This window comes from Peribacillus sp. NPDC096447 (assembly GCF_044762725.1).
GTDB lineage: Bacteria > Bacillota > Bacilli > Bacillales > DSM-1321 > Peribacillus.
In genome coordinates, this window is the sequence record NZ_JBIWEV010000008.1 from 34,067 (window position 1) to 53,346 (window position 19,280).

The window sequence follows — 19,280 nt, forward strand, 5'->3', positions numbered from 1 at the left end:
TATACAGAGCGAGTATGGTTGGTTAACACTTTTGAAAGGAGTGTAAAGATGAATAAGGAATGGGATGATGGTTTTATTGAGGCATTAATGGTTTCCCTACAGGACGAAAGAGTCATTGAAAAGATACAAGCAATAGCAGAAGCGGGCTCGTATAGTCAATTGGGGGAGCATAAGGAGCTGCTGAAAGAAAAAGAAAATGAAATAGCAAAACTTCAACAAGAGCTTGCCTCGAAAAAAGCAGAAATTAGTGAGTACCAAATAATGGTCCACCATCTGAATGAGAAAATGGAATCCTATTATAATGAATTGCAAAAGAGAAGAGCGGACTATCGGGAAGCAGAAAAACTTTACGAAGCTGTTCAACAATTATCCGAAACCACTAAAAGTTCCTTGAAAGGAATCTTCAAGGGCGGTTCCGTGCAGGAATTTATAGTCTGTGGCGTGCAATATGAAAACATTTCATCTTTGTGGGATTTTATCAAAAACGAGATTATGGAAGGACGGGAGCAGGAAAGAGAGACTTTGCTCGCCCTTTTTCTGTATTTCTTTCAAGAGTACAGTAAAACATACGATACCCCTTTATATAAAATACAGGAAGTGAAAATGAATGAGGTCTTCAGGGAGGACTTGTACATAAGGGCCCTCAATAGCAAAATATCCGGGAACATCATGGACGTCCTGCTGCCAGGATATATAAGCATTAATGGTAAAACCATTAAAAAATCCGTTGTGAGAATCTAGCAGGCGAAAAAGAGAATGATAGTAAAGGAGAAATACAATGACATCGATTATTATCCCAGAGATTGAAGAAGGCATTGAAAAAGTCCTTCTTGTGCAATGGTATAAACAGCCAGGCGATTATATTACGGTGGGCGAAAGCTTAGCCAAATTCAGCTGTGAGGGCATCGAATTTGACCTCTTTTCAGAAAAAGAAGGTACCCTTAAAGAATTGAACGTAGCGGAGGACACTATAGTCAAGATTGGTGACCTGATATGTTATTTGGATTCTGGTGATGCAATTTCTGAAGAATTATTAAAAGAAGTTGAAAAACAAGAAACGATGGAAGATAAAGAGCCGATTGAGAACGTAACAAGTTTAGCTGAAAAAAATAACATAGACAGTTCCATATACTTAATGAATAAGAACGAAGAGCAGGTTCTATTCTCATCTGATTCCCAAACCGTTCCGGTCTCTGCCATTTCAATGACTTATAAAGAAGTGAGATCGTTAATCAGCCATTTATATCAGAGTGCAGAAGAAACCTTCTTCAAGGATGAAGCGAGCTTCTTTCAAGACATTAAAAAAATGCTCCGTTCCAGATGGGTTTACATGAATAATGGGAATATTATATATGATCATAACATCGCAGCGGTATTTCCTTATAGAAAATACTATGAATTAATGGACGAGGATTTTGACTACAAAAAGCATCTGGACGTTTCCGGTTTTAAAGGTGATGTCATGACACGGGAAGAGGCTGCGAAAAGTTTCAATACAACCGATCACCCTGTATATAAGAGAATACTAACTTTAGACGATTATTCCGCGAGTAAAAATCCTTCCATTTCAAGGATATTTGCCAATCAAACTAACTCTTCTAAATCGATAGCGTTTAAATCCAATGGGTACGACATTCAAAGCTACGATGTAGTAAATCAAAAAAATAATTTGCTGGGAAAAGGATTTTTCATTCCCGTTTTCCGTTTAAATGGGGAAAATGCTTTTGAAATCAATGACCGAAAGGCTCTCCATCTCTGGCTGGAAAACCGGTTAGTTCCAAGCGGATTAAGCGCAGAACGCCAGAAGGAGTATGATTATTTGCTGGAATTGTATCAATTAAAGGAATTAGATCATGAAAGTTTTCTTAAAGAATTGCCATCGATCGCTATTGATTCCAACACGTTTTATGAGAAGCTTTTAAACTCTGAAAAAGTAAGAGCCGATATTGATACATATGATGAAAAGATGTTAACAGATCCAAACCGGGGACATTGGGATTTATGGCCTGTCACCTCTGATGAAAAACCTTTAACGATAAAACTGAACGAAGAAATAATGGCCAGAAACCCTAAAATGGATATAAGGGAGGACGGCATAGTTGGCATTGATTTTGGAACGAAAAGTACGGTGGTTGTTCATCAAGAAGAAAGTGACTTTACTCTTCCCATGCGTATTGGGGTTGGCTACCATAACACGGAAGTACAAGACTGGCATTATGAAAATCCAACCGTGATTGAATTTATTGATTTAGAACATTTCCTGGAGCTTTATCAAGAAAAAGAAGGAAGACCAGATACAAGGTGGCAGGATGTGACGGTTTCCCACAATGCCCTTAACAACTTGATGAATGGAAAGAGTGACCATTATTATTCCATATTGAATAATCTAAAGCAGTGGGCTGGAGAAAAGAATAACGAACTCCGATTAAAAGACAAGAGGGGATATGCCGTTGTACTGCGTTCCTTTTTGGATTTAACCGATCAGGAAATCAACCCAATCGAGTTATACGCCTACTACCTGGGTTTGTATATCAATAACCAGAACAATGGGATTTACCTCGATTACACCCTTTCTTTCCCGGTGACGTATGAAAAAGAGGTAAGGGAAAAAATTCTAAAGTGTTTTGAACGTGGGTTAAAAAAGACGCTTCCTATGCCGATTCAGCAGGATGAAGAATTAATGAAAAAGTTTCGTGTCACCGCTGGGGCGAGTGAACCTGCAGCCTATGCCGTTTGTGCGTTACAGGAATACGGGTTTGAACCGGAAGAGGATGAAAAAACGTACTATGGTGTGTTTGATTTTGGTGGAGGAACGACAGATTTTGATTTTGGGATTTGGCGTGAAGCGGGCTTGAAAGAAAGTAGATATGATTATGTCATTGAGCATTTTGCAGCGGGCGGGGACCGGTATTTAGGCGGTGAGAACATGCTGGATCTTTTGGCATTCCAAGTGTTTAAAAACAACCAAAGAACAATGCGTGAGCTAAACATTCCTTTTACCCTCCCAGCGGAATGTGTGAAGTTTCCCGGAAGTGAAACACTGATTAATGAATCACAAGAAGCCTATTTAAATACGAAACAATTGGTGGAAAAATTAAGGCCGCTTTGGGAAAGACATGAACGGTATGAAGAACAGTTTGGAAAAGGCATGATCCGGGCAGATTTGTTTGACAAAGCCGGCCACGCTAAACTCAATGTGGAACTTTTGATCGATCAAGATGAAATGGAACAACAGATTGAGGAAAGAATCGACAAAGGCATTAAAAATTTCTTTGAGTCATTACGGCGCGCTTTTGCCCGGTCAGAACACAGCAAAATTAATAAAGTGAATATATTGCTTGCGGGTAATTCAAGTAAATCCCCGGTCGTCATGAATCTATTTAATAAATGGATTGAAAGGGAAGTGCAGAACACTCAAAACTGGGGAGAAGTGTCTGGTGATCTTTTTGAGATTCTCCCACCACTGGGGACAGAAGGCGCTTATTTAAAGCAAGAAGAGAGAAACAGAGTGGTGGTTAACCGGGATATAATAACCGCCCCTACAGGAAAAACAGGCGTTGCCTTTGGGCTTGTACAAAGCAGAAAAGGCGGAAGTATAAAAGTTATGGACCGCGATATGGTGAATGGGGAATCAAAGTTCAAGTATTTTCTTGGCATCGGGAGAAAAGGGAAATTAAAAACAATGATTGATCAAGAAGAAGAATATAACATTTGGCATCTTTTCATTGATGCATCAGAAGAAGATTTTGAAATTTATTACACAAGCCTGCCGGAAGCTAGTACCAATCAGCTTGATATTAAGCAGGCACAGAGGAAAAAGCTTCGGATTGAGCATGTGGATGATTCAGCTTTTGTTTATATTCGGACCATAAGCCCGACTGTTATCGAATATGTTGTTGCAGATGAAGGCTCGATTATAAGTGGGGATTATTTAAGTGAAATTACTAAAGTGGAATTAAGCTGATCTTTCGATGGAAAATCAAAAGGCCTCCCGCAGTTTACTGTGGGAGGCCTTTTCATGCTCATCGCATTTGACGTTTAATAGCTTCCCGTGGCATTTTATATGTTTAAGAAAAAGTTTTCATTTTCAGCTTTTAATGCCTGGGGGCTCTAGGTGTTTATCCTGAGGATTCACTTCTTTGATCCTCCTGATGTTCCATAATCATTAATAGTTATTTTTACATCGTAGTTGATCGGAGTTTCACTAAATGTTTGGTCCCAATCCTTTTTGACCTTATTCCATACTTTGGGGTGCTCAATTCTCAAGCGATTTCCAAAACCAGCGACGTCCACTTTGTATTCTTTTTGCATTTTTTCTAAAACATTCCCCACCAGGCGTTTCACTTCTTTTTCAGAAGATTTTTCTGCTTTTTTGAGAAATTCATTTTTAAAAGTATCTCCTGGAACTACCCAGTTTTCAGACAGTCTTCCCACTGATTCTATGTTTACATCAAAAGAGATGCTGTCTCCTTTAACTCGTGGTATGATAGTGCTTTTCATGGAATCTATCTCATACACGATCAGTTGGCCGGTTTCTTTATCAAAGCTTTTTACCACACCGCCTTTTCCCTTGCCTGTTATCCAAGTTACGCCCTCCAGTTCCTCTTCATTCAAAGTACCAGTCATTTTGTGTGTCTTTCCTTTGATTACGGCAGCTCCGGCAAATTTGACTTCCCCTTTCACTGATAGTACATTTTGCAAAAGAAAACTTGATTCTGAATTGAGCTTGCTCTCTATTTTAATAAGTGACATAGGAGGTAAAATTCTCGTTGTTCGAAAGGCATTTTCTACAATGCCAACCAGACGAAACGCTGGAATTTCTCCTGCTTTCTTTGTTTCCAGTGTATTGCTTGCTCTTCCATTACTGATGAGCACAATACAGCTTGGTCTAAAGTCATTATCCCGAAAATTAAGATCAAGTAATTTTTCCAAACCCTGTGATTTTGCAAGCTTATCACTGATAACAATCACTTTCATATGGTGAGCAGTTAAAGGTTGTTCGCTTCTCAATGATAATTCACGAGTCATCTGAAGGATAGAATCTCCCGTTTCAGTAATATTCAGATAAGATTTTTGTTGTGGCCCGGCTTGTTTCGTTGTTGAACTTGCTACTTGTGGAGTGATAAGTTGATAGGTTGAAGTAATCAGGTCTTTTCTCAAATATCCCTCCCCTTGTTCATATAACTCTTTCTCAATGAAGGACTTCTTGCCTTTATCGAATGCCATAGCTATACCTAAACTTTGCTCTTCAATTTCATGACTGCTCCAGCATCCTGTAAGGGATAAGAACAAAAGAACGGAGAGGGAAACGAAGAGAGGCCGTATATTTTTATGTGTTTGTTTCATATTTTCCTCCCTTTACTCTTGAGATAATAAGCAGAAGAAGCGGGAGTAAACCAAATAAAAACAATGCAATATTGCCGACGAAATCTCCTTGCTTAAATAGGTCATTGATATTTTTTGGAAGCATGGCAATGATGTAGAGAATTGGAAGCAAGCCAAACATGAATGGGTGAATGCTCTTTTTCGAAAGTTGTGCCAGCCCTAAAGCAGCTGCATAGTAGGTGATTGAAAACGTGGCAAATATTTGCATGATCCAAACTACGAGCAATAAAGATTCAAACCGTTCAAAGATCAACCCGGCGATTTCAAAACTTCGGATAAGATCAAGTGTCGGCCATGTTCTCGTGACCACTCCATCAATAGATAATGCCCCGATAACCATAACGACCGTTATCACGTAAAAAATCAATGGAATGGAAACTCCAACAAGAACGGCTTTTACTGCTTTTTTTGGCGAGTTCATAAACGGAATAAGCACTAACATGATTTCAGACCCTGTAAAAGCGAGAGCCGTTGTTTTTACTCCTTTAAGTACAGGGATAACTCCTTCTCCTAATACCGGACGCAGATTATCGATCTCGAATATTTTAAAGCTCATGAAAGCAACAACCAAAAAAAGGATAACTGTCAAAGGTAATATAATTTCAAAAAGACGGGCAATCGGGTTAATGCCGCCGATGATCAGATAGAGGCCCACCCACATGAAAATCATCATAATTGCCCAGTTAGGCGTACCTTCAAGAAGTAAATACCTTATAACCTCGGCCATAGAACGGAGCTGAAATCCGGATGTCGTAAGGAAATAACAGATTATAACTAAACTGAGTAACCCACCCACCCATTTTCCAACAATATCATTGATGTATTGATAAAAGGTTTTTTCGGGAAACCGTTGGCTTAATTTGACCATGATCACCCCCGCGATTATCGCGATAACTCCGCCTAAAATAACGCTTAACCATACATCTGGTGTTTGTACCTTTTCCGCAGATGATCTGGGTAGGGTGAGTAATCCTGTACCAAGTATGAAGTTGATGACAATGACAGCTGCTTGAGGAGTTGTAATTTTGTCTTTCGGACTAAGAATCATTCTTTAACCACCCTTTCACCGATAGGTTATCCTTTACGCATGGGGTTTTTTGTATGCATCATCTTTGGACGGCGTTTCATCATCATAAGCGGCATGCGGACCATCAGGTCTTTCCATTCACTTAAGCGATAAGGAACGGCTGGACTCAAATAGGGTACACCAAAGCTTTTTAATTTAACTAAATGGCTGGCCATTAAAAGAAAAAAGAGAATGACCCCGTATAATCCAAATGTGGCAGCACAAATCATAGCTGGAAAACGCAGAATCCGTAATGTAATCCCAATACTATAGTGCGGAATGGAAAATGATGAAATGGCGGTTAAGGCTACTACAATCACCAAAACAGGGCTAACAATCCCTGCCTGTACAGCAGCTTCCCCAATGATTAAACCGCCGACGATACCCATTGCGGGACCGATTGGCTTAGGCAATCTCAGTCCTGCTTCCCGCAAAATTTCGATGGCTATTTCCATGAATAATGCTTCGATAAGTGCCGGAAACGGAACCCCGGACCTGGTTCCTATAATGGAGATGGCCAGTTTGGTCGGAATCAACCCTGAATGAAATGAGATGAAAGCTATATACAAAGACGGTGTAAAGAGAGCCAGAATAGCTGCGAGGTAACGAAGCATACGTATGAATGTGCCAGGAATCCACCTTTCATAATAATCTTCCGGTGACTGCAACATCATGCTTAATGTAACTGGAACGATCAAAGCGAATGGCGTCCCGTCTAATAAGATGGCCACTCGGCCTTCCATCAACGCAGCGATCACGCGATCAGGGCGCTCTGTATTCTGTACCTGTGGAAAAGGACTTAGGTAATTATCTTCGATAAGTTGCTCTACATAACCCGATTCCGGCACACTATCAATATCAATTCTCTTAATTCGATTTTCCACCTCTTGAACTAATTCGGGATCAACAATATCTTTTATGTATGCGACTACCAAGTCTTTTTTCGAACGCTTTCCTACTTGGAATTTTACTAACGATAAATTCTCATTTTCACCGCTACCTCTTAAAAAAGAGGTATTGTCACTCAATGATTCAGTGAAACCGACCCGTGGACCTCTGACTAATGCCTCTGATACCGGCTCTTCAATCGTCCTTGTTTTAAGTTTTGTAGTTCCAAGGATCAGCGAATCCAATGATCCATCAATTAAAAGGGCGGTAGAACCTGTGAGCACTTTAGATGCTAACTCTTTAATGGAACGAACAGCTTCAATTTCACTAATGGATAACACTTCATTTTTTATAAATTCTTTTGAAATGCTTCCTTTGAGGTAGGGAAGGTCCTGTTTATATTCTGCTGAAAAATCAACCATCAATGATGGCATAATATGTTTATCAATAAGATCTTTATCCGATAGTCCATCCACAAAAATGATAACTGACCGTATACCGGTACGCCCTAGATTAAATTCCCGAAAATGAACATCCCAATTATGGCCAATTTCTTGCCTAACCATTTCTAGATTTAAATTAAAATTATCTGTAAACTGATACGTTGTATCTTGGGAGGTATTTGCTTGTTGTTTGTCTTTATCGGTACCTTTTCCTTTTTTACCGATCTTTGATATCCACTCTTTCATTTTCATCACTCATCCTTTGAGTTGCGAAGCCGATTAAACAATTTGGAGATTAAATACGGAATAACAAACACAATGAAAGCTTGTATAAAAACCTGCCATTCTGGAAGGTAGGAAACAATCGTTTTCCACATTTTCATCACCCTATACTTGTCTCAGTTAGCAGCCAAAATTCCTTTATTTCTCAAATAGTATTTATATCTTCTATGTTTCTTATGCAATGAAGTTAAAAAGCCATTAGCCGTATTTGCCATCATTTATACTTTGCATTAGCTAAGCGGGAAAGTGATTTTGATATCATCGACTTATCCGAATGATTCATTGATTATAGTGAGCTTTAATAAACATTGGTTTTTCTTCTTTGAACTGAGGATGACTTATGCTCACGATTTGAAATATAATTTTAAAAATATCAATATCAAATTGAAATGATGCTCGAAATAACATATACTGAAAATTGAGAATTATTTGTAAATATTATCCGCTTTTGGGAAATATCCGCATTTATCAACTTGAGAATAAGATAGCCCAATCGCAACCGGAACATACACGATTAGCGCTTTATCGGATTGTGATGCCTTGTGAAAAAAGAACGGAATGAATGAGATTATTATCTTTCGGTAAAGTTGTTCTTTATTTTCTAAAGTGATTTCAAAGGGGTGGAAAATGATGAATATATGGACAAGCTGCACACTGAGTTCAATTCTGGTACTTTCCTTATTAGCACCATCCGTGTCTTTTGCTAATGAAAATTCAAATCATGAAGCCGCTGTGAGTAAGGAGACTGCCAGCCAGTATCCAATATTAAAGAAAGCAAAAAAACCGGAAGAAGCGGGCTTTTCGTCTGAAAAGCTGGAAAAGGTGGATCAGCTTATTGAAATGGAAGTGGCAGCCGGTTTTCCTGGTGCAGCCCTGATTGTCATAAAGGATGGAAAAATCGTTAAAAATGAAAGCTACGGGTACAAACAGAAATATGATGAACATACACCTCTAAAGAAGTTTCGAAAAATGGAAAGCGACACGTTGTTTGACCTTGCTTCAAACACGAAGATGTATGCAACCAATTTTGCCATTCAGAAATTAGTCAGCGAAGGCAAGCTGAATATCCAGGCAAGAGTCCGGCAATACATTCCTGAATTCAAAGACACGGAGGAGGATGTGATCAAAGGAAAGGATAACCTGAGGATCATAGATGTTCTTCATCATACAGCAGGTTTTAGACCCGATCCGCAATACCATAATCCAAAGGTTTCGAAAGAACTTTATTCCCAGGAGCGGGACAAGACCATCGAGTTCATTTCCAAAACACCGCTCACATATGAACCTGGAACACAGAATGTATACAGTGATGTCGATTATATGCTGCTTGGTGCCATTGTTGAAGAAATAACGGGTCAGCAGCTTGATGCCTATGTTGAAAATGAATTGTACAAGCCGCTTGGTTTGAAAAATACAAAGTTCAACCCTCTTCAAAAGGGCTTTAAGCCAAAGGATTTTGCCGCAACTGAATTGCTTGGCAACACCCGGGATGGCGTGATAGACTTCCCTAACATTCGCACATACACACTTCAAGGGGAAGTACATGATGAAAAAGCCTTTTATTCGATGGGAGGCGTTTCAGGGCATGCCGGTCTTTTCTCCAATACGGAAGATATGGCTGTCCTTCTGCAGGTGATGCTTAATGGCGGGGGATACGGTAAACATACTTTGTTTGATCAAGAAACCATCGATGAATTCGTCGCACCTTCCGAGATGAATCCTACATATGGGCTTGGGTGGAGACGAAATGGCGATGCAAGCATGGAGTGGATGTTCAGTCCTCATGCAAGCGACAGTGCCTACGGTCATACTGGATGGACTGGTACGGTCACGATCATTGATCCGGAAATGGATTTAGGGATTGTTTTGCTTACAAATAAAAAACACTCTCCGCTCGTTAACCCTGTAGCCAATTCCAATCAGTTCTTTGGCGACCTTTTCAAAACAGGAAGCTATGGAAGTGTTGTAACTGCTATTTATGAAGCATTGGAAACGAATGAGTGAATGTATATTTTCCCATAAAGTTTAAGGCCTCCCATTAATGTCGGGAGGCCTTTTATTGGTAGGCATAGGAATTAATGCAGCATTCGGTGCTGGCCTGGTCATCTTTCAGATGAAAATGGAACCGAACAATTTCATGAAGGCATTAATCTGGTTATCCGGGACGATCTGGGGGACGAATTGGACTTTTGTATGGGCGTTATTACCTTGGTTGGTCGTATTGATACCTTTAGCGGATTTATAAATCTAAAGTATTGGATGTTTTGCGCTTGGGTGACTCGATTGCCATTGGAGATGGTGTACAGATAGAAAAGGTACGCAGGCTTTTATTGCTGATTTCAGTCGCATTGGCAGGTGTATGCGTTTTGGTGGAGCGGAGGCATTACGTTTTTAGGCCTGAATGCATCGAATATAGCCAGGAGATTAGTGGGGGCAAGACATGCAAAACTACTGCCACTTACTGCAATCCTAGGTTCCTTATTGCTGTTATCTGCCGATACTTTAGGTAGGGTCATCATGACCCCAATGGAATTGCCAGTGGGGATTATCGTTTCGATTTTAGGAGCGCCGTATTTTATCTATTTACTCGTGAAAAACATTTAATCAATATGAAGAAGTGTAAAAAGTTTCGCCCATTTTCAGGACGTTTATGAGATGGGCTTTTTTGCAGTTTTCAAAGAATATTGATGGAGAACTGTACGGACAGAAAGCGGCTTTCGGGAGTGATGATTAATCCCCTAAAAGAACTATTTTAAAAAATATATTGACCGAACAGCTTGTATCCGCTTACAATGATACTTAGTTATTAGTGTATTTAGAAAATTGTAAAAGAGGTACCTGCATGACAAAGGAATTCGACAGAAGAATCGGGCGCCATGCAATCATGTACGCGTTTGCGGACGAAGAGGAAGAAGTCATATTGACAAATGATCTAAAGCGGATGGATTGGCTTTATGGAAAAGGTAAAGTCGGTTCAATGGAGCTGCAGAAAATAGTTGCGGCCATTGAGACATCAGCGAAAAGACTTGGATTAGTTAATCCCGATATGTATCGTGAAATGCATGCGTTGTATCATGCGATCATCGAAGCACTCCAAGGAGTGACACGCGGCCAAGTCGAGCTTGGCGGCCTTTTGAGGACTGCGGGCCTTCGGTTTGCAATCGTTCGGGGCAGGCCGTTTAAAAGCGGGGACGAAGGTGAATGGATTGCTGTCGCCGTGTATGGAACGATTGGAGCACCGGTTCGGGGATTTGAACATGAAGCCGTTGGCTTGGGAATTAACCACATTTAAATAATTAAAAGCCTATAGTTATTTTAGTGAAATAGGGGGCTGTATTGAAAGACTGGATAAGTCTGTCAATATGGCCTCCTTTTGTGTGTTTAAAAAAAGAATAGGGGTGCAGGAAATGATTATGTTAACGGGTCAAACTTTAACGATTGAAGAAGCGAAAAAAGTGTTGTATGGGGAGGCATTTGTCACGGCTTCTGCCGAGAGTGTCAAGAAAGTTGAAAAGAGCCGGGAAGCGGTTGAAAATATTGTGAAACAAAAGAAAGTCATCTATGGCATCACAACAGGTTTTGGAAAATTCAGCGATGTATTGATTGATGCAGAGGACGCAGAGCAGCTACAGTGGAATTTGATTCATTCCCATGCTTGCGGAGTCGGGGAGCCGTTTCCTGAGGTCGTTTCGAGAGCTATGGTCCTTCTCCGTGCCAATGCGCTATTAAAAGGGTTTTCCGGCGTGCGTCCTGTCGTCATTGAACGTTTGATCGATCTTTTGAATGCCCATATCCATCCGGTCATCCCTCAGCAAGGTTCTCTTGGAGCAAGCGGGGACTTGGCGCCGCTTTCCCATTTGGCGCTAGTATTAATGGGAGAAGGGGAAGTGTTTTATAAAGGAGAGCGAATGGAGGCCATCGTAGCTTTATCGAAAGAAGGGATTCTTCCTCTGACACTTAAAGCAAAAGAAGGTCTTGCATTAATTAACGGAACACAGGCCATGACTGGGATGGGCCTCGTCAATTACATTGAAGCCGAACAGCTGGCCCATCAAACTGAAGCGATCGCTTCACTGACGTTAGAAGGTTTACGCGGCATAGAAGATGCCTTTGATGCCGATGTTCATCTAGCACGAGGCTACCGCCAGCAAACAGAGGTCGCGGAACGGATTCGTCGCATGATCAGCGGCAGCCAGCTCATCACCAAGCAAGGAGAACTGCGGGTACAGGATGCTTATTCGCTCCGCTGCATTCCGCAAGTGCATGGGGCATCATGGCAAACACTTGATTATGTAAAAGAAAAACTGGAAATCGAAATGAATGCTGCGACGGATAATCCGCTTATTTTTGACGATGGGGAAAAGGTTATTTCAGGGGGGAACTTCCATGGCCAGCCGATTGCATTTGCGATGGACTTCATGAAAATTGCTGTAGCCGAGCTTGCGAACATTTCAGAGCGCCGAATTGAGCGACTCGTCAATCCTCAGCTGAATGATTTACCGCCATTCTTAAGTCCGTCACCTGGCTTGCAGTCGGGAGCGATGATCATGCAATATTGTGCTGCTTCACTAGTTTCTGAGAATAAAACACTCGCACATCCTGCAAGTGTTGATTCCATTCCATCTTCTGCAAACCAGGAAGATCATGTAAGCATGGGAACGATTGGGTCCCGACACGCACATCAAATCATTCAGAACGTACGCCGGGTTTTGGCGATTGAGCTTATTTGTGCCTTACAGGCGGTGGAATACCGCGGAACAGAAAAGATGGCTCCGTTTACAAAAGAGTTTTATACGGAAGCAAGAAAGCTCATTCCAAGCATTACACAAGATCGTATCTTTTCTAAAGATATTGAAGCAACGGCAAGCTGGTTACATCAAATCGATTGGAATTCATTTATTCATAGAAGTTTACCTACAACATAATATGAAGTGCGGAATATCCGAATGAACGTTAGGCTTATAGCCCTTTGACCTGGGTTTTAAGCCTAACATCGTTATGTAAATGCTACATAGATCCCAGAAATCCAAAAAGGTCTCAGCATTAGAGAAAATGACCTTGATATAGTAATAAATGCAGGAAATGACTATTGATGGAATGATCGGCTTTACCTATTCATGCTAGATTAAAAATGCATTTTTGGAGGGGAATCTAATTTGGAAAATCGGCAATTGCAACCACCTGTCATAAATGAAAAAAACCAGCCGTCAAATACTTTACAAAGGAAGCTGAAAGCGCGCCACCTTACGATGATATCCCTAGGCGGTGCAATTGGTACAGGGCTGTTTCTCGGGAGCGGGCCGGCCATTCACTCTGCAGGACCTGGCGGTGCTTTGGTCGCTTACGCAGTAATAGGTATAATGGTTTATTTTATCATGACAAGCCTCGGGGAACTGGCATCATTTATGCCAGTCAGCGGAGCTTTCAGTACCTATGCTACGCGTTTCATCGACCCGGCATTAGGGTTTGCGCTTGGTTGGAACTATTGGTTCACTTGGGCGATGACACTTGCCGCGGAACTATCTGCCGCAACGATGGTAATGAAGTTTTGGTTTCCTGACAGCTCGTCTTTTTTATGGAGTTCTTTGTTTTTAGTTTTGATATTCTTATTGAATTACGTATCCGTTAAAGGGTATGGCGAAGGGGAATATTGGTTTTCCCTCATTAAAGTGGCAACCATCATCATTTTTATCGTTGTCGGAATATTGATGATATTCGGGATTATGAACGGTGAGGCGATTGGTTTTAAAAACTTCACAGTTGGTGACGCTCCGTTTGCCGGTGGCTTTTTGGCTACATTGGGTATTTTCATTGCTGCTGGATTTTCTTTTCAAGGTACAGAAATAGTCGGTGTTGCAGCCGGTGAAAGTGAAGACCCGGCAAAAAATGTACCTCGTGCAGTTCGCAGCATTTTTTGGAGAATCTTCCTCTTTTACATCCTGGCCATACTTGTTATTGGACTGATCGTTCCTTATACGAATGGCAGTCTGCAAGGACACACGATCATGGTTAGCCCATTTACGATGGTGTTTGAAAAAGTGGGACTGGCATTCGCTGCTTCCGTGATGAATGCCATCATTTTGACAGCCGTATTATCCGCTGGAAATTCGAGTCTTTACGTGACGAGCCGAATGTTGTACTCAATGGCAAAAGAAGGGCTGGCACCGCGTATTTTTGCGAAGCTTAACAAGCGCGGCGTTCCCATTTGGGGACTGGTAATCACGTCACTTGTAGGGATGCTGGCCTTTTTTGCTTCCGTTTTCGGTGATGGAGTTATTTATATTTGGCTAATGAATGCGGTTGGAGTCACTGGATTTATATTTTGGCTGGGTATAGCGGCGAGCCATTACCGGTTTAGAAAAGCTTATATTGCTCAAGGGTATTCACTGGACGATCTTCCCTATAAGTCAAAATGGTTTCCTTTCGGACCGATATTTTCCTTCGCTCTTTGTTTTTTCGTTTTAGCTGCGCAAAACTATCAGGCCTTTATCGGCGATGAAATTAACTGGGCCAGTGTGTTCGCTGCCTATCTTGGCATCCCATTCTTTCTGGTAATGTGGCTTGGATATAAGTTCATTAAGAAAACCAAAGTAGTTCCGCTAAAGGATTGCAAAATTGATTTTGATGAACATAGGAATGCCAATTAATATGTATCGATAGACCTTGAAATGAAATAGTTGTTTCAAGGTTTTTTTCTGTATATGTGACACATTTCCATGGATGTCTGCATAAAACATAACCTATAAAAAAAGTATAGATTGCCCGTTATTTTTGACTGAAAATCGCTTTTTCCGTTTTATGGATCATTTTGAAATTAAAAAAAACTGAAAAAATTTGTGGCGGATGATGGGCGTTTATGATTATAGGGAGCCAAAGTGTTGGTACATCAAGGTTTTTAGAGTCTTTCGGAACCTTTAGAATCGGTGGCGTAAATGGGCTTTTTAGGCAAGAATTCCGTTCCACATCATTTGAACTTATATTCATTCTTTGTTAAGGTAATTAAGTACTTTAGAGATACAGGTTCATTCCGTGTGCTGGGACTGAACAAAACTCTAAAATAAAAAAACCATTATATTTCAGTTGGTATATGCTGTGCCTGTTAGTTTCCTCAGTTGTATTGCACCTCTTTTCCCTGCAAGCTCAAATTAGACACATTGGGAATCCCATAATCATATTTCTATGCGTTTTGGTGTTATACTGCACTGCAAGTATCATTCCACCTGGTTAAGGAAATGAAGTACTTTAGAGGGTAGTCGTAAGTCCATCTGGACAAAACTCTAAGTGGAAATCGTTTATATTACAGTTGGTATATGTTGTGCCTGCTTGTTTCCTCAGTTGTGATTGCACCTCTTTTTCCCTATCTGAAATGCTCAATTAATCACACATAATATAATCCAAGTAAAGAATTACTTCTTGGGAATAATAAATATAGATTATTTTTCTATGCACGTTATGCCCTGTGCCACTGAATAAGTGTCACTTTCGCTTTTTTTGAAGAAAAAGTATTGGGGTAGATTTTCGGTTATTTCAAGGTACTTGTGCATTAATAATCATCACTCGCATAAAACGGGGGAATTCAGCAAAACTGAATATCATATGGGCAACTATTAGAATGAGGTGACTTGATGAAGCCGTATGTAGAAGTCAGAAATGTCTCGAAAATTTTTGGCAAATCTCCAAAAGCAGCAACAGACTTATTGAAGCAAGGCAAAACGAAAAAAGAAATCTTGAAAGAAACGGGACAAACGGTCGGAGTGAATAATGTTAATTTCGAGATTTATCCCGGCGAGATTTTTGTCATCATGGGCCTATCAGGAAGCGGGAAATCCACTTTGATCCGCATGTTCAATCGTTTGATCGATCCCACTTTGGGTGAAATCTTAATTGATGATGAAGATATCGTGAAGATGAACGCGGCCCGGTTAAGGGAAGTCAGACAAAAGAAAATAAGCATGGTCTTTCAGAACTTTGCTTTATTTCCGCATAAAACGATATTGGAAAACGCTGAATTCGGGCTCGAAATTCAAAAAGTGGATCCGGCAAAACGTCATGAAAATGCGATGAAGGCTCTTGAGGCCGTTGGATTGAAAGGCTACGAAAATCAGATGCCATCACAGCTTAGCGGCGGTATGCAGCAAAGGGTTGGGTTAGCCCGGGCACTCGCCAGTGATACGGATATTCTACTGATGGATGAAGCCTTCAGTGCCCTCGATCCATTAATTCGTAAGGATATGCAGGATGAACTGATTCAAATCCAAGATCAGTACAAAAAAACGATCATTTTCATTACCCATGATCTTGATGAAGCATTAAGAATCGGGGATAGAATTGCCCTTATGAAAGATGGAAGTGTAATTCAATTGGGTACCCCTGAACAAATCATGATGAATCCAGCCAATGAATTCGTAGAGAAGTTTGTGGAAGATGTTGATCTATCAAAAGTATTGACAGCGTCTCATGTGATGATACGCCCAGAGAAGATCGCGGTGGACAGAGGCCCGAGGGTTGCCTTGGAAATCATGCGCAAACAAGGGTATTCCAGCATTTTCGTTGTGGATAGGAAGCAGAAGTTATTGGGGGCCGTGACTGCTGAACAGGCACGTCAGGCAATGAGCAATAACCAATCGATCTCTGAAGTGATGACAACCGATATCCCAACTGTAAAAGAGGATGAATTACTTGGAAACCTCATGGATGTGATGGCGACTTCAAGCTTGCCAATCTCAGTCATCGATGATCAGAACAGAATTAAAGGAATTCTTCTTCGCGGTGCCGTTATCGGTGCTTTGGCCGGAAATAAAGATTCCTTGAATGAAATGGAGAGTGAATAATTCAATGAATATGCCGAAAATCCCACTAGGAGCATGGGTTGATTCTTTAGTGGATTGGATTACCATTGTATTTGCTGGATTATTTACACTTATTACGAATGTGATCGAGGGACTACTGGATATCCTGGTCGATGTAATGAGTGCTGGACCTTCCATCGTGTTAATTATAGTCCTAACCCTTCTGGTTACCTATACAAGCAGGTGGCCCTTGGGGATATTTACATTCATCAGCTTACTATTGATCGATAATCTTGGTTATTGGGAATCAAGCATCCAAACACTGGCAATCGTTATATTGTCAGGAGTCTTAACGATAGTGATCGGGATACCGATCGGAATATGGTGTGCCCAAAATAACACGGTGCGTAAGATCGTTACCCCGATCTTGGACTTCATGCAAACAATGCCTGCATTCGTTTATTTGATTCCTTCGATCTTATTCTTTGGAATAGGGGTAGTGCCGGGGATCATTGCGTCATTCATTTTCGCAATCGCACCGACAATCCGTATGACCAATCTTGGGATTCAAGAAGTGCCTAATGATCTGATCGAAGCATCGGATGCCTTTGGTTCAACCAGCAGCCAAAAGTTATTCAAGGTACAAATACCATTGGCTACTCCAACGATTATGGCAGGAGTCAACCAAAGCATCATGCTGGCACTATCCATGGTTGTTACAGCCTCATTGGTTGGAGCACCCGGACTTGGGGCGGATGTCTACAGGGCTGTCAGCCAAATTAATGTGGGACAAGGATTTGAAGCAGGATTATCCATCGTAATCATTGCAATCATTCTCGATCGTATTACGCAAAACCTTCGTAAACCAGCTTACGAACATATCGTTAGCAGGAAAATCATTTTTACAATACTTGCCTTACTAGTTGTGGGTACTGCACTATTCAGTGCATTTACAAAAGATACGGCTGTGAACGGGGATAAAAATAGTTTTGCTGCCAAAGCAAATTATGAAATCATCGGAATTGAACCTGGAGCAGGATTGATGAAGTTGACTAATACGGCTATAGATGATTATAAGCTGGATGATTGGAAGTTGGTTGAAGGGTCTTCGGCGGCAATGGTTGCTGAATTGAAAAAAGCGATTGATAAAAAAGAACCGATCATTGTTACTGGATGGTCGCCGCATTGGATGTTCTCGAAATATGACTTGAAATATCTCGAAGATCCTAATGAGTCCTTCGGCGGGGCTGAAAATATCAATTCGCTTGCCAGAAAAGGACTTGAACAGGATGTACCAGGTGCATATAAAATTCTAGATCAATTCAACTGGGAAACAAAAGATATGGAAGAGGTAATGGTCGAAATTTCTGAAGGGATGTCTCCTGCAGAAGCTTCGGAAAAATGGATAAAGGAAAACCAGGACAAAGTATCCGAATGGACCAAAGGTGCTGAATCAGGAAATGGTGAAAAAATCAAACTGGTTTATGTTGCATGGGACACTGAAATTGCCAGCACGAATGTGATTGGCAAGGTTCTGGAGCAAAATGGTTATGACGTGACATTAAGTCAAGTTGAAGTCGGACCAATGTTTGCCGGCGTTGCAAACGGAAGTGCAGACGCAATGGTGGCTGCATGGCTACCGGGGACACATCTTGAATACTATAATAAGTATAAAGATGATATGGTTAACCTTGGACCAAACTTAAAAGGAACAAAGAATGGTCTGGTCGTACCGGATTACGTCGATATTGATTCGATTGAAGACTTAAAATAAGAAAAAAAGGAAATTATTATCCCCTACAGGTAGACTGAGAAAAAAGAGAGCATGATAAAATGTTCTTAACAGTTTATTTGGTAGGGGATTTTTCTATGGCAAAAAAAGGGGCAAAGAATTAATGCGAGAAGTCAATTGTTTGAAGTTGGATGAGGGCTAGTCATATCGTCAGCTCCGTAAGCGATTTGGTTTAACAAGTGATACGCAAAAAGCAGGTGCCCAATAATGCTTTTTGAAGACAAAATGTAGTGTATGGAAGCGTAAGAACTGCGCTGAAAAATAACAAAAAATGAAGTAAAGGTCGGTAATAAATCTTCCGTCAGAGTTAGCCGCAAATTCTGTTCATGTAAGACCCTTTCAAGCTCTCTTTTGAGCCTGGCTTAGGACTGAACTGAAGGACGGCAGTATATACATCCAGTTTTAAATTCTATAATACCAGTAACGTTAAATCGCCTAAATAAATTGAAGGCGATTTTTTTCTTTCATCAGAAGTAACACATTAACATTGTTTATGTATCCTATTTCTGTTAACCGAAGCGAAAATAAAAATTCTTGTTAACCGATATGTTAAAGAACCATTTTATACAAGTTGATTTTATTACAGGTGCAAAAATAGTTCCTATTCCTAAGAAGGCTTCAAGCTTGATGAGAAA

Annotated in this window: 14 protein-coding genes; 11 read left to right on the forward strand and 3 right to left on the reverse strand. The window is 40.7% G+C overall.

Annotated features, from left to right (window positions below; translation table 11 throughout):
* Window positions 1-48 precede the first annotated feature (48 nt).
* Together ACIQZD_RS22875 and ACIQZD_RS22880 are read left to right on the forward strand one after the other, a co-directional pair.
* A complete protein-coding gene (locus ACIQZD_RS22875; protein WP_367233590.1) occupies window positions 49-741 on the forward strand; it encodes a hypothetical protein in 693 nt (230 codons plus the stop codon).
* 37 nt (window positions 742-778) lie between these two features.
* The gene (locus tag ACIQZD_RS22880; protein WP_402906679.1) at window positions 779-3,964 is read left to right on the forward strand and encodes a biotin/lipoyl-containing protein; all 3,186 of its coding nucleotides are present in this window, start codon (window positions 779-781) and stop codon (window positions 3,962-3,964) included.
* A gap of 167 nt (window positions 3,965-4,131) precedes the next feature.
* Here the strand turns inward: ACIQZD_RS22880 and ACIQZD_RS22885 are convergent, their stop codons facing one another.
* Genes ACIQZD_RS22885 through ACIQZD_RS22895 form a run of 3 tightly spaced genes read right to left on the reverse strand, consistent with a single transcriptional unit; the run spans window position 4,132 to window position 8,028 of the window.
* Window positions 4,132-5,346 (reverse strand): Ger(x)C family spore germination protein, encoded by a 1,215-nt coding sequence (locus ACIQZD_RS22885; RefSeq protein WP_402906681.1) that lies wholly within the window; start codon window positions 5,344-5,346, stop codon window positions 4,132-4,134.
* Window positions 5,330-6,433, reverse strand: coding sequence for a spore germination protein (locus tag ACIQZD_RS22890; RefSeq protein WP_402906683.1), 1,104 nt, complete (start codon window positions 6,431-6,433; stop codon window positions 5,330-5,332). The genes ACIQZD_RS22885 and ACIQZD_RS22890 overlap by 17 nt, the downstream gene beginning before the upstream one ends.
* Window positions 6,434-6,459: 26 nt before the next feature.
* On the reverse strand, window positions 6,460-8,028 hold the full coding sequence (locus ACIQZD_RS22895; protein ID WP_402906685.1) for a spore germination protein: 1,569 nt from the start codon (window positions 8,026-8,028) through the stop codon (window positions 6,460-6,462).
* 666 nt (window positions 8,029-8,694) lie between these two features.
* On the opposite strand from ACIQZD_RS22895, the gene pbp4b reads away from it, so the two are divergent.
* From pbp4b to ACIQZD_RS22935, 9 genes are all read left to right on the forward strand, one after another.
* Complete coding sequence (gene pbp4b / locus ACIQZD_RS22900) at window positions 8,695-10,068, forward strand: penicillin binding protein PBP4B (protein WP_402906733.1); 1,374 nt, start codon at window positions 8,695-8,697, stop codon at window positions 10,066-10,068.
* 55 nt (window positions 10,069-10,123) lie between these two features.
* Window positions 10,124-10,309 carry an iron chelate uptake ABC transporter family permease subunit gene (locus tag ACIQZD_RS22905; RefSeq protein ID WP_402906687.1) on the forward strand — a complete coding sequence of 62 codons (186 nt, stop codon included), beginning with the start codon at window positions 10,124-10,126 and terminating at the stop codon, window positions 10,307-10,309.
* A 25-nt stretch (window positions 10,310-10,334) separates the two neighbouring features.
* Window positions 10,335-10,574: a hypothetical protein gene (locus tag ACIQZD_RS26235; RefSeq protein ID WP_483878409.1), complete on the forward strand. Its 240-nt coding sequence runs from the start codon at window positions 10,335-10,337 to the stop codon at window positions 10,572-10,574.
* Window positions 10,492-10,668 (forward strand): iron chelate uptake ABC transporter family permease subunit, encoded by a 177-nt coding sequence (locus ACIQZD_RS22910; protein ID WP_402906689.1) that lies wholly within the window; start codon window positions 10,492-10,494, stop codon window positions 10,666-10,668. The genes ACIQZD_RS26235 and ACIQZD_RS22910 overlap by 83 nt, the downstream gene beginning before the upstream one ends.
* Window positions 10,669-10,906: 238 nt before the next feature.
* On the forward strand, window positions 10,907-11,356 hold the full coding sequence (gene hutP, locus ACIQZD_RS22915; RefSeq protein ID WP_063235548.1) for a histidine utilization transcription antiterminator HutP: 450 nt from the start codon (window positions 10,907-10,909) through the stop codon (window positions 11,354-11,356).
* 115 nt (window positions 11,357-11,471) lie between these two features.
* Window positions 11,472-12,989 carry a histidine ammonia-lyase gene (gene hutH / locus ACIQZD_RS22920; protein WP_402906692.1) on the forward strand — a complete coding sequence of 506 codons (1,518 nt, stop codon included), beginning with the start codon at window positions 11,472-11,474 and terminating at the stop codon, window positions 12,987-12,989.
* A gap of 324 nt (window positions 12,990-13,313) precedes the next feature.
* Window positions 13,314-14,711 (forward strand): amino acid permease, encoded by a 1,398-nt coding sequence (locus ACIQZD_RS22925; protein ID WP_402906735.1) that lies wholly within the window; start codon window positions 13,314-13,316, stop codon window positions 14,709-14,711.
* 978 nt (window positions 14,712-15,689) lie between these two features.
* Window positions 15,690-16,895: a quaternary amine ABC transporter ATP-binding protein gene (locus ACIQZD_RS22930; protein ID WP_101225643.1), complete on the forward strand. Its 1,206-nt coding sequence runs from the start codon at window positions 15,690-15,692 to the stop codon at window positions 16,893-16,895.
* A gap of 4 nt (window positions 16,896-16,899) precedes the next feature.
* A complete protein-coding gene (locus ACIQZD_RS22935) occupies window positions 16,900-18,627 on the forward strand; it encodes a glycine betaine ABC transporter substrate-binding protein (protein ID WP_402906695.1) in 1,728 nt (575 codons plus the stop codon).
* The last annotated feature ends 653 nt before the right edge of the window (window positions 18,628-19,280 follow it).

What these genes read in the sequence shown, in the direction of transcription:
- ACIQZD_RS22880 (WP_402906679.1), top strand. Translation starts at nt 779, where the DNA reads ATGACATCGATTATTATCCCAGAGATTGAAGAAGGCATTGAAAAAGTC.
- hutP (WP_063235548.1), top strand. Translation starts at nt 10,907, where the DNA reads ATGACAAAGGAATTCGACAGAAGAATCGGGCGCCATGCAATCATGTAC.
- ACIQZD_RS22930 (WP_101225643.1), top strand. Translation starts at nt 15,690, where the DNA reads ATGAAGCCGTATGTAGAAGTCAGAAATGTCTCGAAAATTTTTGGCAAA.
- ACIQZD_RS22895 (WP_402906685.1), bottom strand. Translation starts at nt 8,028, where the DNA reads ATGAAAGAGTGGATATCAAAGATCGGTAAAAAAGGAAAAGGTACCGAT.
- hutH (WP_402906692.1), top strand. Translation starts at nt 11,472, where the DNA reads ATGATTATGTTAACGGGTCAAACTTTAACGATTGAAGAAGCGAAAAAA.
- ACIQZD_RS22935 (WP_402906695.1), top strand. Translation starts at nt 16,900, where the DNA reads ATGAATATGCCGAAAATCCCACTAGGAGCATGGGTTGATTCTTTAGTG.
- ACIQZD_RS22875 (WP_367233590.1), top strand. Translation starts at nt 49, where the DNA reads ATGAATAAGGAATGGGATGATGGTTTTATTGAGGCATTAATGGTTTCC.
- ACIQZD_RS22890 (WP_402906683.1), bottom strand. Translation starts at nt 6,433, where the DNA reads ATGATTCTTAGTCCGAAAGACAAAATTACAACTCCTCAAGCAGCTGTC.
- ACIQZD_RS22925 (WP_402906735.1), top strand. Translation starts at nt 13,314, where the DNA reads ATGATATCCCTAGGCGGTGCAATTGGTACAGGGCTGTTTCTCGGGAGC.
- ACIQZD_RS22885 (WP_402906681.1), bottom strand. Translation starts at nt 5,346, where the DNA reads ATGAAACAAACACATAAAAATATACGGCCTCTCTTCGTTTCCCTCTCC.
- pbp4b (WP_402906733.1), top strand. Translation starts at nt 8,695, where the DNA reads ATGAATATATGGACAAGCTGCACACTGAGTTCAATTCTGGTACTTTCC.